The sequence below is a fragment of the Burkholderia sp. MSMB1826 genome, assembly GCF_001526325.1.
Classification (GTDB): domain Bacteria; phylum Pseudomonadota; class Gammaproteobacteria; order Burkholderiales; family Burkholderiaceae; genus Burkholderia.
In genome coordinates this window covers 399,879-421,023 of the sequence record NZ_LOYN01000015.1, presented here as the reverse complement: position 1 = coordinate 421,023, position 21,145 = coordinate 399,879, and the positions used below count along the sequence as shown (strand labels likewise).

The following is a 21,145-nucleotide window of genomic DNA, read 5'->3' as shown; positions in this document are numbered from 1 at the left end:
TCGGGCCTCGTTCGTTTCCGTCGCGTTCGAGTGCGGCTGCGACCCGCTTACGAAAACACCACCGTCCGATCGCCGTTCAAAAACACCCGCCGCTCGATGAACGCCTTCACCGCACGCGCGAGCGTGAGGCTTTCGACGTCGCGTCCCACCGCGAGCAATTGCTCGGGTCGCAGCGCATGATCGACACGCTCCACGACCTGCTCGATGATCGGGCCTTCGTCGAGATCGTCGGTCACGAAGTGCGCGGTCGCGCCGATCAGCTTCACGCCGCGCGCATGTGCCTGGTGATACGGCTTCGCGCCCTTGAAGCCGGGCAGGAACGAATGATGGATGTTGATCGCGCGGTTCGCGAGCTTCGCGCTCGTCTCCTGCGACAGCACCTGCATGTAGCGTGCGAGGATCACGAGCTCGGCGCCGCTCGATTCGAAGAAGTCGAGCCATTGCGCTTCCTGCTGCGCCTTGGTCTCGGCCGTGATCGGGAAGTGTCGGAACGGCAGCCCGTGCTGCGCGGCGAGCGGCTCGAAGTCGGGATGGTTCGACACGATGCCGACGATGTCCATCTTCAGCTCGCCCATCCGCCAGCGGAACAGCAGATCCGCGAGGCAGTGCTCGAGCTTCGACACCATGATCAGCACCTTCGGCCGCGCGTTGACGTCGTGGATCGCCCACTGGATGGCGCCGTCGTGGCCGCCGAGTCCGGCCGCGATCGGCGCGAATTCCTGACGCAGCGCGTCGATCTGCAGCGTCTCATCCGTCGGATGAAAGACGCAGCGCACGAAGAAGCGGTTGCTGAGATCGTCGTCGAACACGTTCAGCGCATCGACGTAGCAGCGATGGCGGTCGAGAAAGCCGACGACGGCGGCGACCTGGCCGGCCGCGCTCGGGCACGACAGTGTCAGGACGAATTGATCGGGGCGGTGCTCGGCGGTCATGAGACTCCTCGGATGGCAGGGGCGCACGGCCGCGCGGCGGCGCACGAAGCGCCGCGCCGCGCGGGTAGCGGGAGGCTCAAGTAAATCAGGACGATATCGGCGCGGATAGAACCAACCCGCCGTGTGGCTGGTATCGGTGCGCCAGCGGCTCGGGGGCTGGGGCCGGGGCGGGCGCGCGGCCTCAGGCCGCCGCGCATGCGTCGAGCAGCCAGCGCCGGAACACGTGGGTCGCATCCGGCTCGGGCCGCTGCGGCGGGCGCACCAGGAAGTAGCCGCGCGGCGTGACGACGGGCGCGTCGACCAGCTTCACGAGCTGGCCGGTCCCGACGAGCTCGTCGACGAGCGGCGACCAGCCGAGCGCGACGCCTTCGCCGAGCAGCGCCGCATGGATCACGAGCGCATAGCTGTTGAAGGTCACGCCGCGGGCGGCGGGCGGCGGTTCGAGCCCGTGCGCGTCGAACCAGCCCGACCACGACAGCCAGCGCTCGGGGCGCGTCGGCTGCACGTGCAGCAGCGGCAGCGCGAGCAGGTGCTCGGGCCGCGCGACGCCCGGGTGCGCGTCGCGGAACGCGGGCGAGCAGACGGGCGTGACGGATTCCGGAAACAGCCGCGCGGCCGTGCACGAGGGCCAGTGGCCGTCGCCGAACAGGATCGCGATGTCGCCGTGGTCGCGCTGCGCGTCGTAGTCCTGCGACGTGACGACGCGTACGTCGACGTCCGGCATCACGCGCTTGAGCCCGGCCAGGCGCGGCATCAGCCAGTAGGTCGCGAAGCCGAAATCGGTGACGATCGTGAGCGCGCCGTGCTCGCGGCGCGCGCGCAGCGTCGCGGTCGCGCCGCGCAGCGTGTCGAGGCTGAGCCGCACGGCTTCGTACAGGCACTGGCCGTCGGCCGTCAGCGTGACGCCGCGCGGGCTGCGTTCGAACAGCGGTACGCCGAGTTCGGCTTCGAGCTGATACACCTGCTGGCTCACGGCCGGCTGCGTCGAGCCGAGCTCGCGCGCGGCGGCCGTGAAGCTCGCGAGCCGGGCGGCCGATTCGAACGCGCGCAGCGCCTGCATCGACGGTAACGGTTCGGATTTCGACATAAGTCCCTCTAATGGCCCCATAAGGGCCGGACGCCTACCCGCGCGAATTCGGGCGGGCGATAGTGCAGCGGACGGTACGGCACAGGCACTTCGCGCGCCGCCGCGCAACGCACTCCCCGATTCTAGCCAGCGCGGCCCTTGCGCGCGGCAGTTTCTGCGGACCGTCTCCGTCATGCCGGACGTCTCGCTGCCCGGGCGGCGAGCCGTTCCATTCGAACACCGCTTTCCCCACGACCGCCGATGACGAACCCGACACCCAACATCCTGATCCTGATGGCCGACCAGCTCACGCCGTTCGCGCTGCCGGCGTACGGCAACCGCGTCGCCCGCACGCCGACGCTCGACCGGCTCGCCGCCGAAGGCGTGGTGTTCGACGCCGCGTACTGCGCGAGCCCGCTGTGCGCGCCGTCGCGCTTCTCGCTGCTGACCGGCAAGCTGCCGTCGGGAATCGGCGCCTACGATAACGCCGCCGAATTGCCCGCGCAAACGCTGACGTTCGCGCACTACCTGCGCGCGGGCGGCTACCGGACGATGCTGTCCGGCAAGATGCACTTCTGCGGGCCCGACCAGTTGCACGGCTTCGAGGAGCGGCTGACGACCGACATCTATCCGGCGGATTTCGGCTGGGTGCCGGACTGGGATCAACCAACCGAGCGGCCGAGCTGGTATCACAACATGAGCTCGGTGCTAGACGCCGGCCCGTGCGTGCGCACGAACCAGCTCGATTTCGACGACGAAGTGACGTTCGCGGCGAAGCAGAAGCTGTACGACGTCGCGCGCGAGCGCGCGGCCGGCCGCGATGCGCGGCCGTTCTGCATGGTCGTGTCGCTGACCCATCCGCACGATCCGTATGCGATCACGCGCGAATACTGGGATCGCTACGACGACGACGAAATCGACATGCCGGCCGTGCGGCTCGATGCGGCCGCAAGCGATCCGCATTCGCAGCGGCTGCGTTTCGTCTGCGAGAACGACCGCACGCCGCCGACCGACGCGCAGATCCGCGCCGCACGCCGCGCGTATTATGGAGCGACGTCCTACGTGGACACGCAGTTCGGCAGCGTGCTGGCCGCGCTCGAGCAATGCGGGTTCGCCGACGACACGATCGTGATCGTCACGTCCGACCACGGCGACATGCTCGGCGAGCGCGGGCTCTGGTACAAGATGACGTTCTTCGAAGGCGGCTGCCGCGTGCCGCTGATCGTCCATGCGCCGGGCCGCTTCGACGCCGCGCGCGTGCGCGGGCCCGTGTCGCACGTCGACCTGCTGCCGACGCTCGTCGAGCTGGCCGGCGCCGCGCCCGCCGGCGGCTGGCCGGACCCGGTCGACGGCGCGAGCCTCGTGGCGCACCTGAACGGCACGCCCGCGCACGATGTCGCGCTCGGCGAATACCTCGCGGAAGGCGCGCTCGCGCCGATCGTGATGATCCGCCGCGGCGACTGGAAATACGTGCATTGCCCGGCCGATCCCGACCAGCTTTACAACCTGTCGGACGACCCGCGCGAACTGACGAACCTCGCCGGGCGGCCGGAAGCCGCCGACGTGCTCGCCGCGTTCCGCGCGGAAGCCGCGCAGCGCTGGAACCTGCCCGAACTGGACCGGCAGGTGCGCGCGAGCCAGCGGCGCCGGCGCTTCCATTACGCGGCGACGACGCAGGGCCGGATTCAGGCGTGGGACTGGCAGCCGTTCACCGACGCGAGCCAGCGCTACATGCGCAATCACATCGAACTCGACACGCTCGAAGCGATGGCGCGTTTTCCGCGCGTCGGGCGCTGAGCGCACCGCATCGCGATCATTGAAGAACGACGGAGGAAGCGAACCATGAAACGGCAAGGCAATGCAGCAATCCGAAGGATCGGCGCGGCGCTCGCCGCGGCCGCCGCGTGCGGGGTGGCGACGCAGCCCGCGTATGCCGCCGATCCGCAGACGTGCGGCGACGTCAGGATGGCGGCGCCCGGCTGGACCGACATCGACGCGACCAACGCGATGGCGGGTGTCGTGCTGAAGGCGCTCGGCTACCGGCAGGACGTGGCGAACCTGTCGGTGCCGATCACGTACCAGGGGTTGAAGAAAGGGCAGGTCGACGTGTTCCTCGGCAACTGGATGCCCGCGCAGGCGCCGCTCGTGAAGCCGTTCGTCGACGAGAAGTCGATCGACGTGCTGCACGCGAACCTGAGCGGCGCGAAGTTCACGCTCGCGGTGCCCGACTATGTGGCCGCCGCCGGCGTGCATACGTTCGCCGATCTCGCGCGCTACGCGGACCGCTTCGGCGGCAAGATCTACGGGATCGAGCCCGGCGCGCCCGCGAACCAGAACATCAAGCGGATGCTGTCCGACCACGCGCTCGGGTCCGCGAACTGGTCGCTCGTCGAATCGAGCGAGACGGGCATGCTCACGCAGGTCGAGCGGGCGGTGCGCGACAAGCGCTGGATCGTGTTTCTCGCGTGGGAGCCGCATCTGATGAACACGAAGTTCCGTCTGACGTATCTGTCGGGCGGCGATGCGTACTTCGGCCCGAACTACGGCGGCGCGACGGTCAACACGGTCGCGCGTGCCGGGTTCGCCGGCCAGTGCACGAACCTCGCGCGGCTGTTCCGGCAGATGACGTTCTCCGTCGACGTCGAGAACCGGATGATCGCCGACATGCTCGACCACAAGACGTCGCCCGCGCTCGCGGCGCAGCGTGCGCTGAAGGCCGAGCCGGCGCTGGTCGCCGGCTGGCTCGACGGCGTGACGACGGCGACCGGCGCGCCGGGCCTGCCGGCCGTGCGTGCGGCCCTCGACGGTCGTTGATTTCCCTCCCCGGGGCGGCCGGTTTTTACCGTGCCGCCCGTCTACGTGTTTTCCCGACCCGTCGCATCGTGACCATTTAGTGTCGCCTTCAGACGGGTGACGCGAAATATGGGTTTGTATTTTTCGCCAATGGCTGCGTTATTGCGGAAAACGAAATGCCGGAGCCAGCAGACGTACCGAATTCGAATCAGCCGGCGTATCGCCGCACGCGCCAGGCCACGGTTCTTTCCATCGAACGGTTCAGGGAGGGTGGTCGACAATGAAGCAAAAGAAAGTCGCCGTAGCCGCCGCGCTTGCATGCGCGGCCTGTATTCCCGCCATCGGGCACGCGCAGAGCAGCGTGACGCTGTACGGGATTCTCGACGCCGGCATCACGTACGTGAACAACACGGGCGGGTCGCACGTGGTCAAGTTCGACGACGGCGTCGCCTACGGAAACCGCTTCGGCCTCAAGGGCACCGAGGACCTGGGCGGCGGCCTGAAGGCCGTGTTCGCGCTCGAGAGCGGCTTCCATCTCGGCAACGGACAACTCGGCTTCGGCGGCGCGGAATTCGGCCGGCAGGCGTACGTGGGCCTGCAAAACGACTGGGGCACGCTGTCGTTCGGCAACCAGCTCGACATCACGAACGAACTCGTGTCGATCTACAACATTTCGGCGTGGGGCAGCGGCTATGCGATCCACCAGGGCGACTTCGACCGTTTCAACGGCGACCGCCTGCCGAATTCGGTGAAGTTCCTGTCGAGCGACATGAGCGGCTTCAAGTTCGGCGCGATGTACTCGTTCGGCAACGTCGCGGGCAACTTCCATCGCAACAGCGCATGGAGCGCGGGCGCGAGCTTCACGAAGGGCGACTTCTCCATCGGCGCCGCGTACACGCGCCTGAACAATCCGAACGGCATCTACGCGTTCGACCCGTACGCGATGATCGGCACGCATACGTTCCTCGGCCAGCAGACCGTCACGGTCGATCCGGCGACCGGCGCGCGCACCGATCTGTTCGCGAACACGCCGATGGACGTCGACAGCCAGGGCACGTTCGGCATCGGCACGAGCTACACGATCGGCAAGCTGACGCTCGACGCCAACTACTCGTACACGACGATCAAGGGCTTCGGCCAGTCGTCGCACATGCAGGTGTACGAAGGCGGCGGCCTGTACCAGTTCACGCCGGCGCTGAGCTTCATCGCGGGCTACCAGCACACGCGCTTCGAGGGCCATCACTGGAACCAGGGCACGGCGGGCCTGCATTATCTGCTGTCGAAGCGCACGGACGTGTACATCTCCGGCGACTACCTGCGCGCGTCGCAGGGCGTCGATGCGGTGATCGGCTACAGCTTCACGCCGTCGACGACGCAGACGCAGGCCGACGTACGGATCGGGATGCGGCATTCGTTCTGAGCGGAGTGGCGGGTTGGTGTGACGTCTTCAGCGAGGTCTCTCTTTGGCGCGAACCGAGGTTCGCGCTTTTTTTTGTGCGAGGCGCCGGCTCGACGGCACGCGCGGCCGGCGCCCGGCCGGTTCTCGGCGGTTGGCATATCATCGCGGTTTGGCCGCGTCCGCCCCGTTGCCGCGCGCACCCGCGTGCGCCGTCGTTTCCCGAACGGTTGCGGGGCGCACAGCCAGCTGCCGAGACCCCGATGACCACCCCCGTGCCCGATTCCAGTCCGTTATCCCCGTTACCCGCCAACCTGTTTCGCCACGCACCGTTCCGGCGTTTCTGGGGCACGCGCGTGATGTCGTCGCTGGCCTTCCAGATCCTGTCGGTCGCGATCGGCTGGTACGTGTATGCGCTCACGCACAGCGCGTTCGCGCTCGGTCTGGTCGGCCTCGCGCAGTTCGTGCCGATGTTCGCGCTGACGCTGGTCGTCGGGCAGGTGGCCGACCGCTACGACCGCCGGCGCATCGCGACGATCTGCCAGGGCGTCGAGGCACTGGCCGCCGGCGTGTTCCTGCTCGGCGCGGTGCAAGGGTGGCTGGCCGCGCCGGCCGTGTATGCGCTCGCGGCGATCGTCGGCACGGCTCGCGCGTTCGAGTCGCCGTCGGTGTCGTCGCTGTTGCCGGCCGTCGTGCCGCGCACCGATTTGCCGCGCGCGACCGCGCTGTCGACGTCCGCCAACCAGGCCGCGCAGATTCTCGGTCCCGCGTTCGGCGGGTTGCTCTATGGGGTCGGCGCACCCGTCGCGTTCGGCACGAGCGTGGCGGCCTTCGCGATCGCGGCGATGCTGAGCGGCACGATCCCGCTGCGCGGCGCGCCACCGGCCCGCGAGCCGGTCACGCTGCGCTCGGTGTTTTCGGGCATCGCGTTCATCCGGCGCGAACCGGCGATTCTCGGTGCGCTGTCGCTCGATCTGTTCGCCGTGCTGTTCGGCGGCGCGACCGCGCTGCTGCCGATCTACGCGCGCGACATCCTGCAGGTCGGCCCATGGGGGCTCGGCGCATTGCGCGCCGCGCCGGCGGTCGGCGCGCTCGCGGGCACGCTGTGGCTCACGCGCTTCCCGTTGAAGGGCCGGCCGGGCCGCGCGATGTTCGGCGGCGTGATCGCGTTCGGCATCGCGACGATCGTGTTCGGGGTGTCGCGGCACTTTGCGTTGTCGCTGGTCGCGCTGGCGGCGCTTGGCGCATCGGATGTCGTGAGCGTCGTCGTGCGCCTGTCGCTCGTGCAACTGCGCACGCCCGACGACATGCTCGGCCGTGTGAGCGCGGTCAATTCGCTGTTCATCGGCACGTCGAACCAGCTCGGCGAATTCGAGTCGGGCGTGACGGCCGCGTGGTGGGGCGCGCCGGCCGCGATCGTCGTTGGCGGCGCGGCGACGATCGCCGTCGCGCTCGCGTGGATGCGGCTGTTTCCGCAGCTCACGCGCATGAAGTCGCTCGAACGCGACGCGTGACGCGCATCACACGTCACGCATCCTGCGTGACGCGCACGGCCGTGCCGTAGCAGATGACCTCGGTCACGCCCGAGCCGATCTCGGTCGAGTCGTAGCGCATCGCGACGATCGCGTTCGCGCCGAGCTTGCGCGCATCGGCAAGCATCTTGTCGAACGCGTGCTCGCGCGCCTTTTCGCACAGCGACGTGTAGAGCGTGATGTTGCCGCCGAAGATCGTCTGCAGCGACGCGCCGAACGAGCCGACGATCGAGCGCGAGCGCACGACGATGCCCTGTGCGACGCCGAGCGAGCGGACGGTCGTATGGCCGGGTAGATCGAACGCGGTCGTGACGCGGGCGGGCGACAGGTCGTCGATGGAGCGGGTGGGTTCGGTCATGGTGGGAAAGCGTGTGGCGAGTGGTCGAACGACGATTCTAGCCGGACGGAGAAAAGGCATTCGAACGGGCGCAACCGTGCGGGTGAGCGCCCGTTTCGCTGCGAACGTGCGAGCCGCTCGACGGGGAACGCTCAGCGCTTGACCGTCGCACCGGCAATGCCGCCGAGATCGACCGCATAGGCAAGCGCCAGCTTGCCGAACTTCAGCGCATGGTTCGCTTGCCGATCCGAGTTTTCCAGCGTGTCGTTCGCCGTGTGGATGTACGGGCTGTCGTTCTGGTCGGCCTCGAACGGGAACGATGCCGGATACCCCTGTGCATTCCACGACGCGTGATCCGAGCATGCGTACCCGCACTGCGACGTGCCGATCGCAAGCTCCGGCAGGTAGGTCTTCGCCAGGTTCGTCAGGTAGGCGTTTTGCGCCGCGTTCGTGTAGTCGGTGATCAGGTAGATATCCTTCGGATCGCCCTTGTAGTTCGTCATGTCGAGCTGCAGCACGCCGACCACGTTCGCATTCTGCGTGCGGAACTGCTTTGCGATCGCCTTCGAGCCGAGCAACCCGGCTTCCTCGGCCGCATACCCGACGAACTTGATCGTCCGTTTCGGCCGGTAGCCGTTCGCGAGCAGCACGCGCAGCGCCTCGGTCAGGCTGGCGATGCCCGACGCATCGTCGTCGGCGCCGGGCGAGCGTGTGTTTTCCGTCGTGCGGCCGACCGTCGAATCGAGGTGGCCTCCGAGCACGACGGTGCCCGCGGCCGGATCGCTGCCGCGGATCGTCAGGATCACGGATTTCTGCGGAAAGCCCGTGTGCGCGAATTGTTCGACGGCGATGTCGGCGCGCGAAGCCGCCAGTTGCTTCCACTGCAACGCGAGCCAGTCGGACGCGGCGACGCCGTGCGACGTCGTGTAGTAGCGGTTCGTGAAACCCGACAGCGACGTGATCGTGCCGACGATGTTGCTGGCCTGCAGTTGCTGGACCCACGTGCCGATCTGCGGCACGTTCGACACCGTGTACGCGGGGGCGGCAGCCTGTTTCGCGAGCGTCGCAGGCCACGGCTGGAGCGCCTGCCGCGCGTCGTCGAACGAATCGTGCACGACGTAGCCGGGCCCGTGGCCGCGCGTGCGGTGGACGGCGCGGGCCAGCTCGCCGAGGCGGGAATCGTCGATCTCGACGACGTGAACGGTTTCGCGACGCGCGGCGCCGTCGTCCGCCTTGCCGGCTTCGACGGTCGTGCTGTATTGCGCGGTTGCGGTTGCGTCGGTACGTTGAAGCTGGCGGAACGCGGTGTCGCCGAGCGTGATCCAGACGGGCGCCGCGTGCGCGGCGGCGGTCAGCAGCATGCCGCCCAGCGCGGCGCTCAGGCGGGTCGATGTCAGAGTAGGCATGTTCGATCTCGTGAGGATGGCGATGTCGATGAAGGGAGCGCGCCGCAGATCGTGCGATGCGCTCCCGCCTGCTGCGGGCGTTACGACTTCTGCGGGACGGTCACGCCGTACGTGCAGCTCTTGTTGTACGCGTTGCCGATCGCGGCGAGCTGCGCGTTGCTGTAGCCGAGTGCGGATGCGGCCGTCAGCACCGCTTGCGCGGCGGCCTTCTGGTTGGTCGAGCCGTTGGTCATCGACAGCCCCTTCAGGAACGCCTTGTCCATCGCCTGCGCGCCGATCGCATCGCGTGCGACGAGGTTGCACGACGCCCAGTACTGGCCGGCCGTGTGGATCTCCGCGCCGCGCGCCTGCGCATAGGTGCGCCCGACGTTCCAGTTGGTCACGCGGCCGCCCCAGAACTCGTTGTGGCCGTCCCAGTTGTAGACCCAGTGATACTGCGCATCCGACGGGCTCCACTGGTTGAAGTCGCGGCTGTACGCGGCGGCGAGATAGTCGCCGGTGCCTTCCGACAAGCCTTCCTGTTGCGACAGGCCGCCGTTGGTGATCCAGTCGTGAATGCCGTGGCCGAGCTCGTGGATCACGACGTCCGCGTCTTCCGCGTCGTCGACGCCGCCTTGCCCGAAGGTCAGCCGGCCGCTGCTCGACGAGTACGACGAGTTGTCGTCGCCCGATTCGCCGTGCGGGTCGTACTGCACGCCGCCCGTGTACTGGTACGGCAGCGCCTTGATGCCGAGCGTCTGGTTCACGTAACGCAGGAACGTGTCGATGTGGTAGTACGCGTTCACGGCCTCGAAATACAGGTTGCCGCGCGTGAATTCGAACGCGGGCGTGGATTGCGACGGGCAGGCCTTGTCGAGCGGCGCATCGAAATCGACGCATGCCGCGTACGGGCCCGTCAGCGTGTAGCGCGTGCCCGACTGCGCGAGATCCTTCAGCGTCACGCGTACGCGCGCGGCCGTGAGCTGCGTCGAATCGGCGTCGTTGCCGTCCTTGTAGCCCGTGCTGCCGTAGCTGCTCTTCGTCGGCGACAGCGGATCGGGGCGGAACACGAAGCCGGTGCCGTCGGTCGCGTAGAACGCCTTGTCCTCGGCGCGCAGCACTTCGCCGCTGCCCGAATCGATCAGCAGCTCCCAGTCGCCTTTCGGGCCGTCCTGCGGGCGGCCGCGCACCTTCCACGCGGTGTGCGTGCCGGCCTTGTCGACGAACGCGACGAGTTGCGCATCGAGATGCGTGAAGCCGCTCGCGCCGAGATACGCGCGGGCGCGGTCGAACGCCTGTTGCTGGTCGACGGCCTGCGACTTGCGCGCCGTCGCGACCACGCCGCTGATCGTGTTGCTCGCGACGTACAGGATGCGGCCGTCCTTCGCGACGGTCACTGCGATGTCGCTGCCGTACACGGGCAAGCCGGCCGCCTGCTGCTGCAGGCGCACGACGGTGAAGTCGGCGTCGTCGCGTTCCGACGTGACGACGAGGCTCGCGAGCGCGGCGGCGTCGAGCCCGAGCTGCGCCGCTTGCGACGCGACGAAGTCGCGCGCGGTGGCCGCGGGCGTCGCGGCGGCTTTCTTGACGCGATAGGCCGGGTTGTACAGCGTGACGGCGACGCCGTCCGCGCGGAACTGCCCGGCGGCCGTGTCGGCCTTCGCGGCCGGCGGCGCGACGCCGCGCGTCAGGCTTTCGCGCAGGCTCGCGGCCTGCGGATTCGGCGCTTTCGTATCGGCCAGGGTGCCGCCGACGATGCCGAAACCGAGCGCGAGACTCAGGGCGAGCGGCAATGCTTTGCGTGATGTCTGCATACGTGATCCTCATCTCAACGGTTGGACACGCCCGCGCGCTCGTGGCGAGCAGGCACGACACGGCCCGCGCGCCGGTTCGATGGAACCGGTGCGGCGAAGCGGTGTTGGGGTGTCGACTGACTAAGGAAACCTAAATGTCAGGTCGAAAAGAAGCGGGCAGGCGAAGCGGAGGAGAAGCGAACGGCAGGCAGGTGCGGCGACGGCGAATCGAGCATCGTCATGTCATACCCCTCGGATCGATATTGGATATCGGTTGGCAGCCTGCGTGACCCGACGTCCGTCGAGCCCGTCGATCGAGTCGTTAGGCTGCCTATCTAACTTTGTTTGGTATGTTACAGAATATTTTCAACGACATTCCAGATTATTTTCGATGACCGCTTCGGTTCGTCGACCAGTCGCCGGCATTGTTCAGCGAACGGCGGGAAACGCCGCCGGAACGCGCAATACCGCGCCGGATTGTGATCAAAAGCCGAGACGATCAGCGCGTCGGCCGCCGGTCGCTGCGCGGGCTCATCCCGAATCGCGCGCGATAGGTGCGCGAAAAATGCGACGGCGATTCGAAGCCGCACGCGACGCACACCGACGTGATGCTCATGTCGGTCTGCTGCAGCAGTTCGCGTGCGCGATCGAGGCGCAGGTTCAGGTAGAAGCGCGTCGGCGTGTCGTTCAGCGTCGCGCTGAACAGCCGCTCGAGCTGGCGCCGCGTGATCGAGACTTCCCGCGCGAGCGCGTCGGAGCCGAGCGGGGTGTCCATGTGCCGTTGCATCGTTCCGATCACCTGGATCAGCTTGCGGTTGTGCACGCCGTAGCGCGCGGCGATCTCGAGCCGCTGGCTGTCCGAGCGCTGCCGGATGCGGCTGACGACGAACTGCTCGGAGATCGCCGCCGCGAGGTCGGCGCCGTGCCGGCGGCCGATCAGGTCGAGCATCATGTCGATCGACGCGGTGCCGCCCGCGCACGTGATGCGCCGGTCGTCGATCTCGAACAGCTCCTGCGTCGCGTTCAGGCCGGGATAGCGCTCGCGGAACGCGGCCAGCGCTTCCCAATGCAGCGTCAGCGGCTGCGATGCGTCGAACAACCCGGCTTCCGCGAGCACGAAGCTGCCCGTATCGATGCCGCCCAGCGTGGCGCCATGCCGGTGCTGGCGGCGCAGCCAGTCGCCGAGCGTGCGCGTGTAGCACACGAGCGGATCGAAGCCCGCGACGACGAACACCGTATCGACCTGCGGGACGTCCGCGCACGCGGCTTCGGCGGCGACCGGAATGCCGTTGCTCGCGGCCACGGGTGCGCCATCCAGGCTGATCACGTGCCAGCGATACAGCTCGGTGCGAAAGCGGTTCGCGACGCGCAGCGGCTCGACCGCGGACATGAAGCCGAGCGCGGAGAAGCCGGGCAGCAACAGGAAGTGGAAATCCTCGGGCATCGGGGTGTGGGGTGCAAGCAGGTGGGCGGTGCGTGCCGCGCGTCGCGACGGGCGGGCCGACGCGGGCCGCGCCCGGCTCGCGGGCGCCGGACGTTCGAGCCGGGATTATCGCGGGTTTTGCCGGCGCTCAGCGCGTTTTTGCACGATGCACCGTCCGGCGCGCAGTCGTCGACGGCAATTCGCCGAATTGGGCCTTGTAAGCATTCGCGAAATGCCCGAGATGGATGAAGCCCCAGCGTGCGGCCGCCTCGCTGATCGGCAGGTCGGATTGCCGCGTGTCGAGCAGCAGGCGTCGCACCTGCGCGAGGCGCAGCGAGCGCGTGTAGTTGAGCGGCGTCGTCTGCACGACCGATTGAAAACTGTTCTGCATCGTGCGCCGGCTGACGCGCAGTTGCGTGCACAGGCTCAGGATGTCGACGGGTGCTTCCGGGTGGTCGATCACGTAGTCGTGCACGCGGCGCACGATGTCGGCGTGGCACGCGTGCGTGAGCCGGTGCGGCGGCTCGGGTATCCGGTAGGTCATGAGATCGACCAGCACGTTGCCGATGTCGGCGCGCATCGCGCGCTGCACGCGTGCCGCGTCGAACGTATCGGGCGCCGACAGCACGCGTTCGAGCAGCGTGGCGAGTTGCACGCTCGCGCGCTCGCGCGCGGCGACCGGCACCTCGACCACGCCGCGTCGCAGCGCGCGTGCGTCCAGCCGGACGCCGGCGGCATCTTCGATCTGCTGCATCAACTCGGGTTCGACGACCACGCCGATCATCGACATGTCGTCGGGCGAATGGAGTTCGAACGGTACGCCGCCGCGCGCCATCACGATCGTACCGGGCTCGACGCGCGCATTGCCGAAGGCGAAGGCGCCCGAGCCGGCGAGCGGCATCCCGAATACCGTATGGCCGGGCGGCAAGCATCCGCGCTGGATGATGCGCACGTTCGCCGTTTCCTGGAACAGTTGCACGCCGTCGAGCACCGCGTGTTTGACCACGCTGCGATACGGGCCGGCCCCGATCTGGTCGTAACGCTGATCCCAGCCGCGCAGCGCCGCGGCATGCCGGTCTGCGTCGTCGAACCTCTGATGTAACACACGCATGGCGCCTCCGGCGATCGTTCGGACCGCGCAAGACTAAACCGACCGGGCGGTCGGCGCAATACGGGGGAGCGCTATTCCGCGCGCGCGCTTCGGAGGGTCGGAAGGCGTGCGCCCGCGTGGCTTTCACGCGCATTTCCAATATCCCGAATCGGCACGCACGCGTTGCCGGTCCGGGTGCCGGCCGGCTTTATTGTCGAACTACAGTCGCTCCACATCACGTGAACCCCCACTGGAGGCGGCATGAGGACAAGGCGGCGAACCGCGGCGCTCGCGGCGACGCTGGCGTTGGCGGCGGCATGGGCCGGCGGCGCGAACGCGGCGGAAAAACCCGAAGAACTGGTCGTGCAGAAGATGCCGCCGTGGCATCCGCACGCGCTCTACATCGTCGACATTTCGATGCCGTCGATGACCGACGGGCGCATCTACGTATACGACGCCGATGCGAAGAAACTGCTCGGCCAGATCGACGGCGGCTTCGCCCCCGGCTTCGCGATCTCGCCCGACCGCAAGACCAGCTTCGTCGCGACGACCTACTTCTCGCGAGGCTCGCACGGCACGCGTACCGACGTCGTCGAGATGATCGACAACGCGACCCTCGATCACGCGGGCGAGATCGTGATTCCGGCGAAGCATGCGCAGCACGTGCCGTCGCCGTACAACACCGCGTTCAGCGCCGACGGCAAGCGGCTGTACGTCGCGAACATCACGCCGGCCGCATCGGTGACGGTGATCGACGCCGTCTCGAAGCGGGTGCTGTCGGAGATCGACATGGCCGCGTGCGTGCTCGCGTATCCGTCGGGCAACGACCGTTTCACCGCGCTGTGCGAAAGCGGCAAGGCGCTGACCGTCACGCTCGACGCGAACGGCAGGGAAACGAAGCGCACGATGTCGGATGCGTTCATCGACGTCGACAAGGATCCGGCGTTCGTGAACGCGTCGCGGTACCAGGGCGACTATCTGTTCACCACCTACGGCGGCAACGTGCGCAGTGCCGATTTCAGCGGCGACAAGCCGGCGTTCGGCAAGCCGTGGCCGCTGTTGACGGACGCCGAGCGCGCGGAAGGCTGGCGCCCGGGCGGCATGCAGCAGACGGCCGTGCACGCGAAGCAGAACCGTTATTACGTGCTGATGCACAAGGGCGCCGACGGCTCGCACAAGGATCCCGGCACGCAGGTGTGGGTGTATGACCTGAAGTCGAAGCAGCGCGTCGCGCGCTGGGATCTCGCACAGCAGAAGGTCGATCCGCTCGTGTCGATCCAGGTCAGCGAGGACGACAAGCCGCTGTTCTACGGGCTGACGGCGACCTCCGATCTCGTCGTGATGGATGCGCGCACCGGCGCGCTGCGGCACGTCGAGAAGCAGATCGGCAATACGTCGTCGCTGCTCGTCAACCCGTGAGGCCGCGATGACCCTCGATCCCGTACTCGCCACCAGCGCGCAGGCCGGCGCGGCCGCCGTCGTGCTGCTCGGCGCCTTCGCGAAGATGCGCCGGCCCGCCGCGTTCCGCCAGGCGCTCGCCGGCTACCGGCTGCTGCCCGATGCGCTGAACGCGCCGGTCGCGTTCGCGATTCCGTTGGCAGAAGCGATCGGCGCGGCGGCGCTGCTGTTTCCCGATACGCGCACGGCCGGCGCGATCGCGCTGATCGCGTTGCTCCTGGCGTTCGCCGCCGGCCTCGCGATCAACCTGCTGCGCGGCCACACCGACATCGACTGCGGCTGTTCCGGCTTCACCGCCGCCCGTGCGGACGCACCGCGCGGCATCGGCTGGCTGCATGTCGGCCGCGTGCTGCTGCTCGTCGCGCTGGCCGCGACCGCGTTCGTCGAGCCGGGCACGCGCGCCGTCGTGTGGCTCGACTACCTGACGCTGTTCTTTTCCGTGCTGCTGATCGTCTGCGCGCTGCTCACCGTCGACGTGCTGCTCGCCAACGTCCCGCGCCTTGCCCACCTGAGGAATTCATGATGCAAACCGCTCTCACCGTTTCCACCGCCCTGCTGTGGGTGGCCGTTCTCGCGCTCGGCGCGATCTGCCTCGCCCTGGTGCGCCAGATCGGCATCCTGTACGAACGCATCATGCCGGCCGGCGCGCTGATGATCGACAAGGGGCCGGCGGTCGGCGCGATCGCGCCGACGTTCGAACTGACCGACATTCGCGGCTCGCACGTGAAGGTCGGCGGCATCGACGCATCGGGCAAGGCGACGCTGCTGTTCTTCCTGTCGCCGACGTGCCCGGTCTGCAAGAAGCTGCTGCCGCTGCTGCCGTCGCTGCAGGCCAGCGAAGCGACGCCGGTGAACATCGTGCTCGCGAGCGACGGCGATGCCGACGAACACGTGCGCTTCACGCGAAAGCACGACCTCGGGCGCTTCCCGTACGTGCTGTCGCAGGAGCTCGGCCTCGCGTATCAGATCGGCAAGCTGCCGTATGCGGTGCTGCTCGACGAAACGGGCACCGTGCGCGCGAAGGGGCTCGTCAACACGCGCGAGCATCTCGAGAGCCTGTTCGAGGCGAAGGAGCGCGGCGTCGCGTCGCTGCAGCAGTACGTGCACGGCGCGCCGCGCCACGATGCCCACGACGGGCACGCGCAGCACGCGTGACCGGCCGAACCTTTTTCAACGTCATTGGAGAACGACGACATGGGCGTGTTTGATTCATGGTTCGAGCGGTCGGCGCGCGGCGTCGCGCAGCACAGTTCGCGGCGCAGCGCGATGGCGAAGCTCGGCAAGGTGCTGGTGGGTTCGGCGCTGCTGCCGCTGCTGCCCGTCGACCGCACCGCGTACGCGGCCGACGCGGCATCCGCGGCGTCGGGCGCATCCGGCGCTGCCGCATCGGGCGCAAGCGACGACCCGACGAGCTGCGACTACTGGAAATACTGCGCGATCGACGGCTGGCTGTGCAGTTGCTGCGGCGGCACGTCGAGCAGTTGCCCGCCGGGCACGACGCCTTCGCCGATCACGTGGATCGGCACCTGCCGCAATCCCCACGACGGTTCGGACTACATCGTTTCGTACAACGATTGCTGCGGCAAGACCTCGTGCGGCAAGTGCTTCTGCAACCGCAACGAGCGCGAGAAGCCGCTGTACAAGCTGTCGCTGAACAACGACATCAACTGGTGCATGGCGAACGGTAATTCGAATTACCACTGTTCGGTTTCGGTTCTGCTGGGAGCGGCAAGACAATGAGCGTGAAGCAGGCGGGAAAAATCGTCGTGGCATACATGACGGCCATTGCGGCCATCGCGTTACCCGACGCGGCCGGCGCACAGGACACCGTGCGTTACCCGGCCGGGAAAGGCGTGTTCGACACGCAGTGCGCGGTGTGTCACCAGGCGGGCGGGAAAGGGCAGGACGGCCTTGCGCCGCCGCTGACCGAGTATCCGGGCAAGTACGCGGCGGCGGAAGCCGGGCGTGCGCAGTTGATCGCGACGCTGCTGCACGGGATGTTCGGCGAGATCGAAGTGCACGACAAGCGCTACAACTTCAAGATGCCGTCGTTCGCGAGCGCGAGCGACGACGACATCGCGCACGTGCTCAATTACGTCGTATTCGACCTCAACGCGCAGCATGGCGATGCGAAGCCGTTCACGGCGGCCGAGATCCGCGCGGCGCGCGCGAAGCCGATGGACGGCACGGCCGTGCACGCGCAGCGCGCGGCGGTGATCAAGGGGCTCGGCCTGTGAACGGCGCTTGCGCGCCGTCGTCGCGGTTCGGCGGCCTGTCGCGTCGCCTGTCGTCCAGGCTGCTGCTGGCGGGTGCCGCGGCTTGCGCGTTTGCCGGGCCTGCCCATGCGGACGGCGCAGCCGATGCGGCGCTGGCACGACAGCATTGGGTGCTCAACTGCATGGGCTGCCACACGGCGACGGGCGGCGGCATTCCCGGCAAGGTGCCGCCGCTCGCGAATTCGCTCGGCTATTTCACGCATCTGCCGGCCGGGCGCGAGTACCTGATGCGCGTGCCCGGCGCGTCGAATTCGGCGCTGTCGGATCGGGAACTGGCCGACGTGCTGAACTGGCTGCTCACGACGACGAACCGCGATGCGCTGCCACGCGACTTCAAACCGTATACGGCCGCCGAAGTTGCCGCGCACCGCCGTCCCGCGCTGTCGGACGTCGCGACCGTGCGCGCCGGCCTCGTCCGCGCGTTGCAGGCGCGCGGGATCGACGGTGTCGCGGATCGCTATTGACCGACTGACTCAACGAATCAGGGAAACGTGAACATGGAGACGAACGGAACCTTTCCGCTGCTCGACGCAACCCGCGCGTTTCTCGCGAAGCCGGATGCTGATCGGCGCCGAGTGGAGCGACGCCGCGTCGGGCCGCCAGATCGAGGTCGTGAACCCGGCCGACGGCACCGTGCTCGCTCGCGTGCCCGAAGCGGACGAACGCGACGTGCAGCAGGCCGTCGCCGCCGCGCGCCAAGCATTCGATGCGGGCCCGTGGCGCCGCGCGAAGACCACCGATCGCGAGCGCCTGATGCTGGGGCTCGCCGACCTGATCGAAGCCAACGCGCGCGAGCTCGCCGAAATCGAATCGCTCGACAACGGCAAGCCGGTGACGGTCGCGCAAGGGCTCGACGTCGCGATGGCCGCGCAGTGCTTTCGCTACATGGCCGGCTGGGCGACGAAGATCGAAGGCAGCGTGATCGACGCCGGCGTGCCGTATCTGCCGGACAGCGAAATCTTCGCCTATACGCGCAAGGAACCCGTCGGCGTGGTCGGCGCGATCATTCCGTGGAATTTCCCGCTGCTGATGGCCGCATGGAAAATCGCGCCGGCGCTCGCGACCGGCTGCACCGTCGTGCTGAAGCCTGCCGAAGACACGCCGCTGAGCGCGTTGCGGCTCGGCGAGCTGATCCAGGCGGCCGGGTTCCCGGACGGCGTCGTCAATATCGTCACCGGTTACGGGCACACGGCCGGCGCGGCGCTGTCGCGCGATCCGCGCATCGACAAGATCGCATTCACCGGGTCGACGCTAACGGGCAAGACGATCGGCCACGCGGCGCTCGACAACATGACGCGGATGTCGCTGGAACTCGGCGGCAAGTCGCCGGTGATCGTGCTGCCCGACGTCGATCTCGACAAGGCCGCGCTGGGCGTCGCGAACGCGATCTTCTTCAACCAGGGGCAGGTGTGCACGGCCGGTTCGCGCGCGTACATCCATTCGACGGTCTTCGACGACGTGATCGAACGCGTCGCGAAGATCGCGACGAGCCTGAAGATCGGCCCGGGGATGGACCCGTCGACGCAGATCGGGCCGCTCGTGTCGGCGAAGCAGCGCGAGCGTGTGTGCGGGTACATCGACTCGGGGTTCGGCGAAGGCGCGCGCGCCGCCGCCGGCGGCCGTGCGATCGACGGCCCCGGCTTCTTCGTCGAACCGACGGTGCTGGTCGATACGACGCAGGCGATGCGCGTGGTGCGCGAGGAAATCTTCGGGCCGGTGCTCGTCGCGATGCCGTTCGACGATCCCGATACGGCCGTGCGGCTCGCGAACGATACGCCGTATGGTCTCGGCGCGAGCATCTGGTCGAACGATCTTGCGGCGATCCACAAGCTGGTGCCGCGGATTGCGGCGGGCACCGTGTGGGTCAATTGCCACTCGCTGCTCGACAATGCATTGCCGTTCGGCGGGATGAAGCAGTCGGGCTTCGGCCGCGAACTCGGCCGCGCGGTGATCGACCAGTACATGGAAAGCAAGTCGGTGATGATGAACTACGCGTGAGCGTCGCGGCGGGTTGCGCGCGGTGACGGCGCGCCGACCGCGCCGCGTCGCTACCGGGCCGGCGTGTTCGGCCGGACCGACGTCGCGACTCACACGCCGTATCCCGCGTCGCGCATCAAGCGGCGCGCCACGTCGCCGCGCGCGCCTTCCGCATCGAATCGCGCGCGAAGGTTCGCATCCGCGTCGCCCGTCACGCCGCGGTGCATGATCGCGACGATGGCGAAAAGGGCGACGACGAAGCAAGCGACGAGCATCGTATGGCTCCTGGCTGGAGAGACTGGAGGCGGACACCGCGACGGCCGGCCGTGTCCGTCGGCATCCGCGCCATTGACGCGCAACATCCGCGCCCGGCGCGGCACGCTAACCGGCGGGCGGCGCGCGATCGCCCGGCGACGCCCAGCATAGGGCCGGCCCGCGGTATTCGGCGACGTGTCGGAAACCTGTCAGCAAGGCCGTGGCGGAATCGAAAGGCGCACGCCGCATCCGGGCAATCCCGTCGCCCGCCAGAAAAACCCCAAATCCCCATCCGGCAAGCCTCCTGCGGAATCTAGTGGTTTCCACTCATAGTCGCAAACAGGCAAGAACAGGTCGCCGCCGGTCTTCTCGGCTCGAATATGGCTCGTTACTTTTACTCCCACGATGCAGGCCGGCGCACACTCCGCGCACCGGCTGCCGCGAGATCAACCGGGAGGAATCGAACCATGAAGTCGACGAAGATCGCCGCGCTCACCGCGGCCGTGCTGGCGACCGGTGCGTTCACGCACGCCGCGCATGCCGAGACGGAGGCCGCGACCTGCCGCACCGTGCGTTTCGCGGATATCGGCTGGACCGACATCACGTCGACCACGGCGCTCGCGTCGACCGTGTTCGAGGCGCTCGGCTACAAGCCGACCACGACGATCGCGTCGGTGCCGATCTCGTTCGCCGGTCTCAAGAGCAAGCAGCTCGACGTGTCGCTCGGCTACTGGTGGCCCGTGCAGCAAAAGCAGTTGCAGCCGTTCCTCGACAGCAAGTCGATCAACGTCGTCGAGCCGCCGAACCTGTCCGGCGCGAAGGCGACGCTCGCGGTGCCGAGCTACGAATACCAGGCCGGCCTGAAAACCTTCGACGACATCGCGAAACACCGCGCGGAACTCGACGGCAAGATCTACGGGATCGAGCCGGGCAGCAGCGCGAACGCGACGATCCAGAAGATGATCGACACGAACCAGTACGGGCTCGGCGGCTTCAAGCTCGTCGAATCGAGCGAGGCCGGGATGCTGGTGACGGTCGAGCGCGCGGTCCGCGAGAAGAAGTGGGTGGTGTTTCTCGGCTGGGAGCCGCATCCGATGAACATCCAGCTCAGCATGAACTACCTGTCCGGCGGCGACGCGGCGTTCGGGCCGAACTACGGCGAAGCGCGCGTGTACACGCTGACCGCGCCCGACTTCATCGCGCGCTGCCCGAACGCGGGCAAACTCGTGACGAACCTGCGCTTCTCGACCCAGCTCGAGAACCAACTGATGCAGTCGGTGATGAACAAGACCAAGCCGGCCGAGGCCGCGAAGGCGTACCTGAAGAAGAACCCGCAGGTGCTCGATCCCTGGCTCGCGGGCGTCAAGACGTTCGACGGCAAGGACGGCCTGCCTGCCGTGAAGGCGTATCTCGGCCTGTAACGGCCTGCGCC

At 68.0% G+C, this 21,145-nt stretch carries 19 protein-coding genes and 1 pseudogene; 12 read left to right on the top strand and 8 right to left on the bottom strand.

The window, feature by feature from the left end:
- Window positions 1–47 precede the first annotated feature (47 nt).
- Both purU and WS95_RS08800 read right to left on the bottom strand, forming a co-directional pair.
- Entirely contained in the window at window positions 48–932 is an 885-nt protein-coding gene (purU, locus tag WS95_RS08805; protein ID WP_034204271.1) for a formyltetrahydrofolate deformylase, read from the bottom strand.
- Window positions 933–1,113: 181 nt separating this feature from the next.
- Window positions 1,114–2,019 (bottom strand): choline sulfate utilization transcriptional regulator, encoded by a 906-nt coding sequence (locus tag WS95_RS08800; protein ID WP_059823331.1) that lies wholly within the window; start codon window positions 2,017–2,019, stop codon window positions 1,114–1,116.
- Between the two features lie 240 nt (window positions 2,020–2,259).
- Between WS95_RS08800 and betC the strand changes: the two genes are divergently transcribed.
- The 4 genes from betC (at window position 2,260) to WS95_RS08780 (ending at window position 7,701) form a co-directional block, all read left to right on the top strand.
- On the top strand, window positions 2,260–3,795 hold the full coding sequence (betC, locus tag WS95_RS08795; protein WP_034204273.1) for a choline-sulfatase: 1,536 nt from the start codon (window positions 2,260–2,262) through the stop codon (window positions 3,793–3,795).
- Between the two features lie 45 nt (window positions 3,796–3,840).
- Window positions 3,841–4,812: a choline ABC transporter substrate-binding protein gene (gene choX / locus WS95_RS08790; protein ID WP_059823329.1), complete on the top strand. Its 972-nt coding sequence runs from the start codon at window positions 3,841–3,843 to the stop codon at window positions 4,810–4,812.
- A gap of 259 nt (window positions 4,813–5,071) precedes the next feature.
- Window positions 5,072–6,211: a porin gene (locus tag WS95_RS08785; RefSeq protein ID WP_034204275.1), complete on the top strand. Its 1,140-nt coding sequence runs from the start codon at window positions 5,072–5,074 to the stop codon at window positions 6,209–6,211.
- A 239-nt stretch (window positions 6,212–6,450) separates the two neighbouring features.
- Window positions 6,451–7,701 carry an MFS transporter gene (locus WS95_RS08780; RefSeq protein WP_059823327.1) on the top strand — a complete coding sequence of 417 codons (1,251 nt, stop codon included), beginning with the start codon at window positions 6,451–6,453 and terminating at the stop codon, window positions 7,699–7,701.
- A 13-nt stretch (window positions 7,702–7,714) separates the two neighbouring features.
- On the opposite strand, the gene WS95_RS08775 is transcribed toward WS95_RS08780, so the two are convergent.
- From WS95_RS08775 to WS95_RS08755, 5 genes are all read right to left on the bottom strand, one after another.
- Entirely contained in the window at window positions 7,715–8,077 is a 363-nt protein-coding gene (locus WS95_RS08775; RefSeq protein ID WP_034204277.1) for a YbjQ family protein, read from the bottom strand.
- A 131-nt stretch (window positions 8,078–8,208) separates the two neighbouring features.
- The gene (locus tag WS95_RS08770; protein WP_059823326.1) at window positions 8,209–9,462 is read right to left on the bottom strand and encodes a M20/M25/M40 family metallo-hydrolase; all 1,254 of its coding nucleotides are present in this window, start codon (window positions 9,460–9,462) and stop codon (window positions 8,209–8,211) included.
- 80 nt (window positions 9,463–9,542) lie between these two features.
- Window positions 9,543–11,255, bottom strand: a complete 1,713-nt coding sequence (locus WS95_RS08765; RefSeq protein WP_059823324.1) for a M36 family metallopeptidase — start codon at window positions 11,253–11,255, stop codon at window positions 9,543–9,545.
- 478 nt (window positions 11,256–11,733) lie between these two features.
- Complete coding sequence (locus WS95_RS08760; RefSeq protein ID WP_059823322.1) at window positions 11,734–12,678, bottom strand: GlxA family transcriptional regulator; 945 nt, start codon at window positions 12,676–12,678, stop codon at window positions 11,734–11,736.
- A gap of 127 nt (window positions 12,679–12,805) precedes the next feature.
- A complete protein-coding gene (locus WS95_RS08755; RefSeq protein WP_034204281.1) occupies window positions 12,806–13,768 on the bottom strand; it encodes a helix-turn-helix domain-containing protein in 963 nt (320 codons plus the stop codon).
- A gap of 240 nt (window positions 13,769–14,008) precedes the next feature.
- Between WS95_RS08755 and WS95_RS08750 the strand changes: the two genes are divergently transcribed.
- The 7 genes and pseudogenes from WS95_RS08750 (at window position 14,009) to WS95_RS08720 (ending at window position 19,479) form a co-directional block, all read left to right on the top strand.
- Window positions 14,009–15,166 (top strand): amine dehydrogenase large subunit, encoded by a 1,158-nt coding sequence (locus tag WS95_RS08750; protein ID WP_059823321.1) that lies wholly within the window; start codon window positions 14,009–14,011, stop codon window positions 15,164–15,166.
- Between the two features lie 7 nt (window positions 15,167–15,173).
- Entirely contained in the window at window positions 15,174–15,728 is a 555-nt protein-coding gene (locus tag WS95_RS08745; protein WP_059786163.1) for a MauE/DoxX family redox-associated membrane protein, read from the top strand.
- Complete coding sequence (gene mauD / locus WS95_RS08740) at window positions 15,725–16,360, top strand: methylamine dehydrogenase accessory protein MauD (protein ID WP_059823319.1); 636 nt, start codon at window positions 15,725–15,727, stop codon at window positions 16,358–16,360. The genes WS95_RS08745 and mauD overlap by 4 nt, the downstream gene beginning before the upstream one ends.
- 39 nt (window positions 16,361–16,399) lie before the next feature.
- A complete protein-coding gene (locus WS95_RS08735; RefSeq protein ID WP_059786226.1) occupies window positions 16,400–16,945 on the top strand; it encodes a methylamine dehydrogenase light chain in 546 nt (181 codons plus the stop codon).
- Complete coding sequence (locus tag WS95_RS08730) at window positions 16,942–17,442, top strand: c-type cytochrome (protein ID WP_059823317.1); 501 nt, start codon at window positions 16,942–16,944, stop codon at window positions 17,440–17,442. The genes WS95_RS08735 and WS95_RS08730 overlap by 4 nt, the downstream gene beginning before the upstream one ends.
- Entirely contained in the window at window positions 17,439–17,945 is a 507-nt protein-coding gene (locus WS95_RS08725; RefSeq protein ID WP_034204287.1) for a c-type cytochrome, read from the top strand. The genes WS95_RS08730 and WS95_RS08725 overlap by 4 nt, the downstream gene beginning before the upstream one ends.
- Before the next feature lie 33 nt (window positions 17,946–17,978).
- Window positions 17,979–19,479: pseudogene (locus WS95_RS08720) on the top strand (aldehyde dehydrogenase family protein).
- Window positions 19,480–19,568: 89 nt separating this feature from the next.
- Here the strand turns inward: WS95_RS08720 and WS95_RS35325 are convergent.
- Window positions 19,569–19,733 (bottom strand): hypothetical protein, encoded by a 165-nt coding sequence (locus WS95_RS35325; RefSeq protein ID WP_179950175.1) that lies wholly within the window; start codon window positions 19,731–19,733, stop codon window positions 19,569–19,571.
- A 447-nt stretch (window positions 19,734–20,180) separates the two neighbouring features.
- Between WS95_RS35325 and WS95_RS08715 the strand changes: the two genes are divergently transcribed.
- Entirely contained in the window at window positions 20,181–21,134 is a 954-nt protein-coding gene (locus WS95_RS08715) for a choline ABC transporter substrate-binding protein (RefSeq protein ID WP_034204289.1), read from the top strand.
- Window positions 21,135–21,145: the final 11 nt, after the last annotated feature.

Bases quoted from the DNA above. Each gene is read 5' to 3' on its own strand.
- purU (WP_034204271.1), bottom strand. From the start codon at position 932: ATGACCGCCGAGCACCGCCCCGATCAATTCGTCCTGACACTGTCGTGC.
- WS95_RS08800 (WP_059823331.1), bottom strand. From the start codon at position 2,019: ATGTCGAAATCCGAACCGTTACCGTCGATGCAGGCGCTGCGCGCGTTC.
- betC (WP_034204273.1), top strand. From the start codon at position 2,260: ATGACGAACCCGACACCCAACATCCTGATCCTGATGGCCGACCAGCTC.
- choX (WP_059823329.1), top strand. From the start codon at position 3,841: ATGAAACGGCAAGGCAATGCAGCAATCCGAAGGATCGGCGCGGCGCTC.
- WS95_RS08785 (WP_034204275.1), top strand. From the start codon at position 5,072: ATGAAGCAAAAGAAAGTCGCCGTAGCCGCCGCGCTTGCATGCGCGGCC.
- WS95_RS08780 (WP_059823327.1), top strand. From the start codon at position 6,451: ATGACCACCCCCGTGCCCGATTCCAGTCCGTTATCCCCGTTACCCGCC.
- WS95_RS08775 (WP_034204277.1), bottom strand. From the start codon at position 8,077: ATGACCGAACCCACCCGCTCCATCGACGACCTGTCGCCCGCCCGCGTC.
- WS95_RS08770 (WP_059823326.1), bottom strand. From the start codon at position 9,462: ATGCCTACTCTGACATCGACCCGCCTGAGCGCCGCGCTGGGCGGCATG.
- WS95_RS08765 (WP_059823324.1), bottom strand. From the start codon at position 11,255: ATGCAGACATCACGCAAAGCATTGCCGCTCGCCCTGAGTCTCGCGCTC.
- WS95_RS08760 (WP_059823322.1), bottom strand. From the start codon at position 12,678: ATGCCCGAGGATTTCCACTTCCTGTTGCTGCCCGGCTTCTCCGCGCTC.
- WS95_RS08755 (WP_034204281.1), bottom strand. From the start codon at position 13,768: ATGCGTGTGTTACATCAGAGGTTCGACGACGCAGACCGGCATGCCGCG.
- WS95_RS08750 (WP_059823321.1), top strand. From the start codon at position 14,009: ATGAGGACAAGGCGGCGAACCGCGGCGCTCGCGGCGACGCTGGCGTTG.
- WS95_RS08745 (WP_059786163.1), top strand. From the start codon at position 15,174: ATGACCCTCGATCCCGTACTCGCCACCAGCGCGCAGGCCGGCGCGGCC.
- mauD (WP_059823319.1), top strand. From the start codon at position 15,725: ATGATGCAAACCGCTCTCACCGTTTCCACCGCCCTGCTGTGGGTGGCC.
- WS95_RS08735 (WP_059786226.1), top strand. From the start codon at position 16,400: ATGGGCGTGTTTGATTCATGGTTCGAGCGGTCGGCGCGCGGCGTCGCG.
- WS95_RS08730 (WP_059823317.1), top strand. From the start codon at position 16,942: ATGAGCGTGAAGCAGGCGGGAAAAATCGTCGTGGCATACATGACGGCC.
- WS95_RS35325 (WP_179950175.1), bottom strand. From the start codon at position 19,733: ATGCTCGTCGCTTGCTTCGTCGTCGCCCTTTTCGCCATCGTCGCGATC.
- WS95_RS08715 (WP_034204289.1), top strand. From the start codon at position 20,181: ATGAAGTCGACGAAGATCGCCGCGCTCACCGCGGCCGTGCTGGCGACC.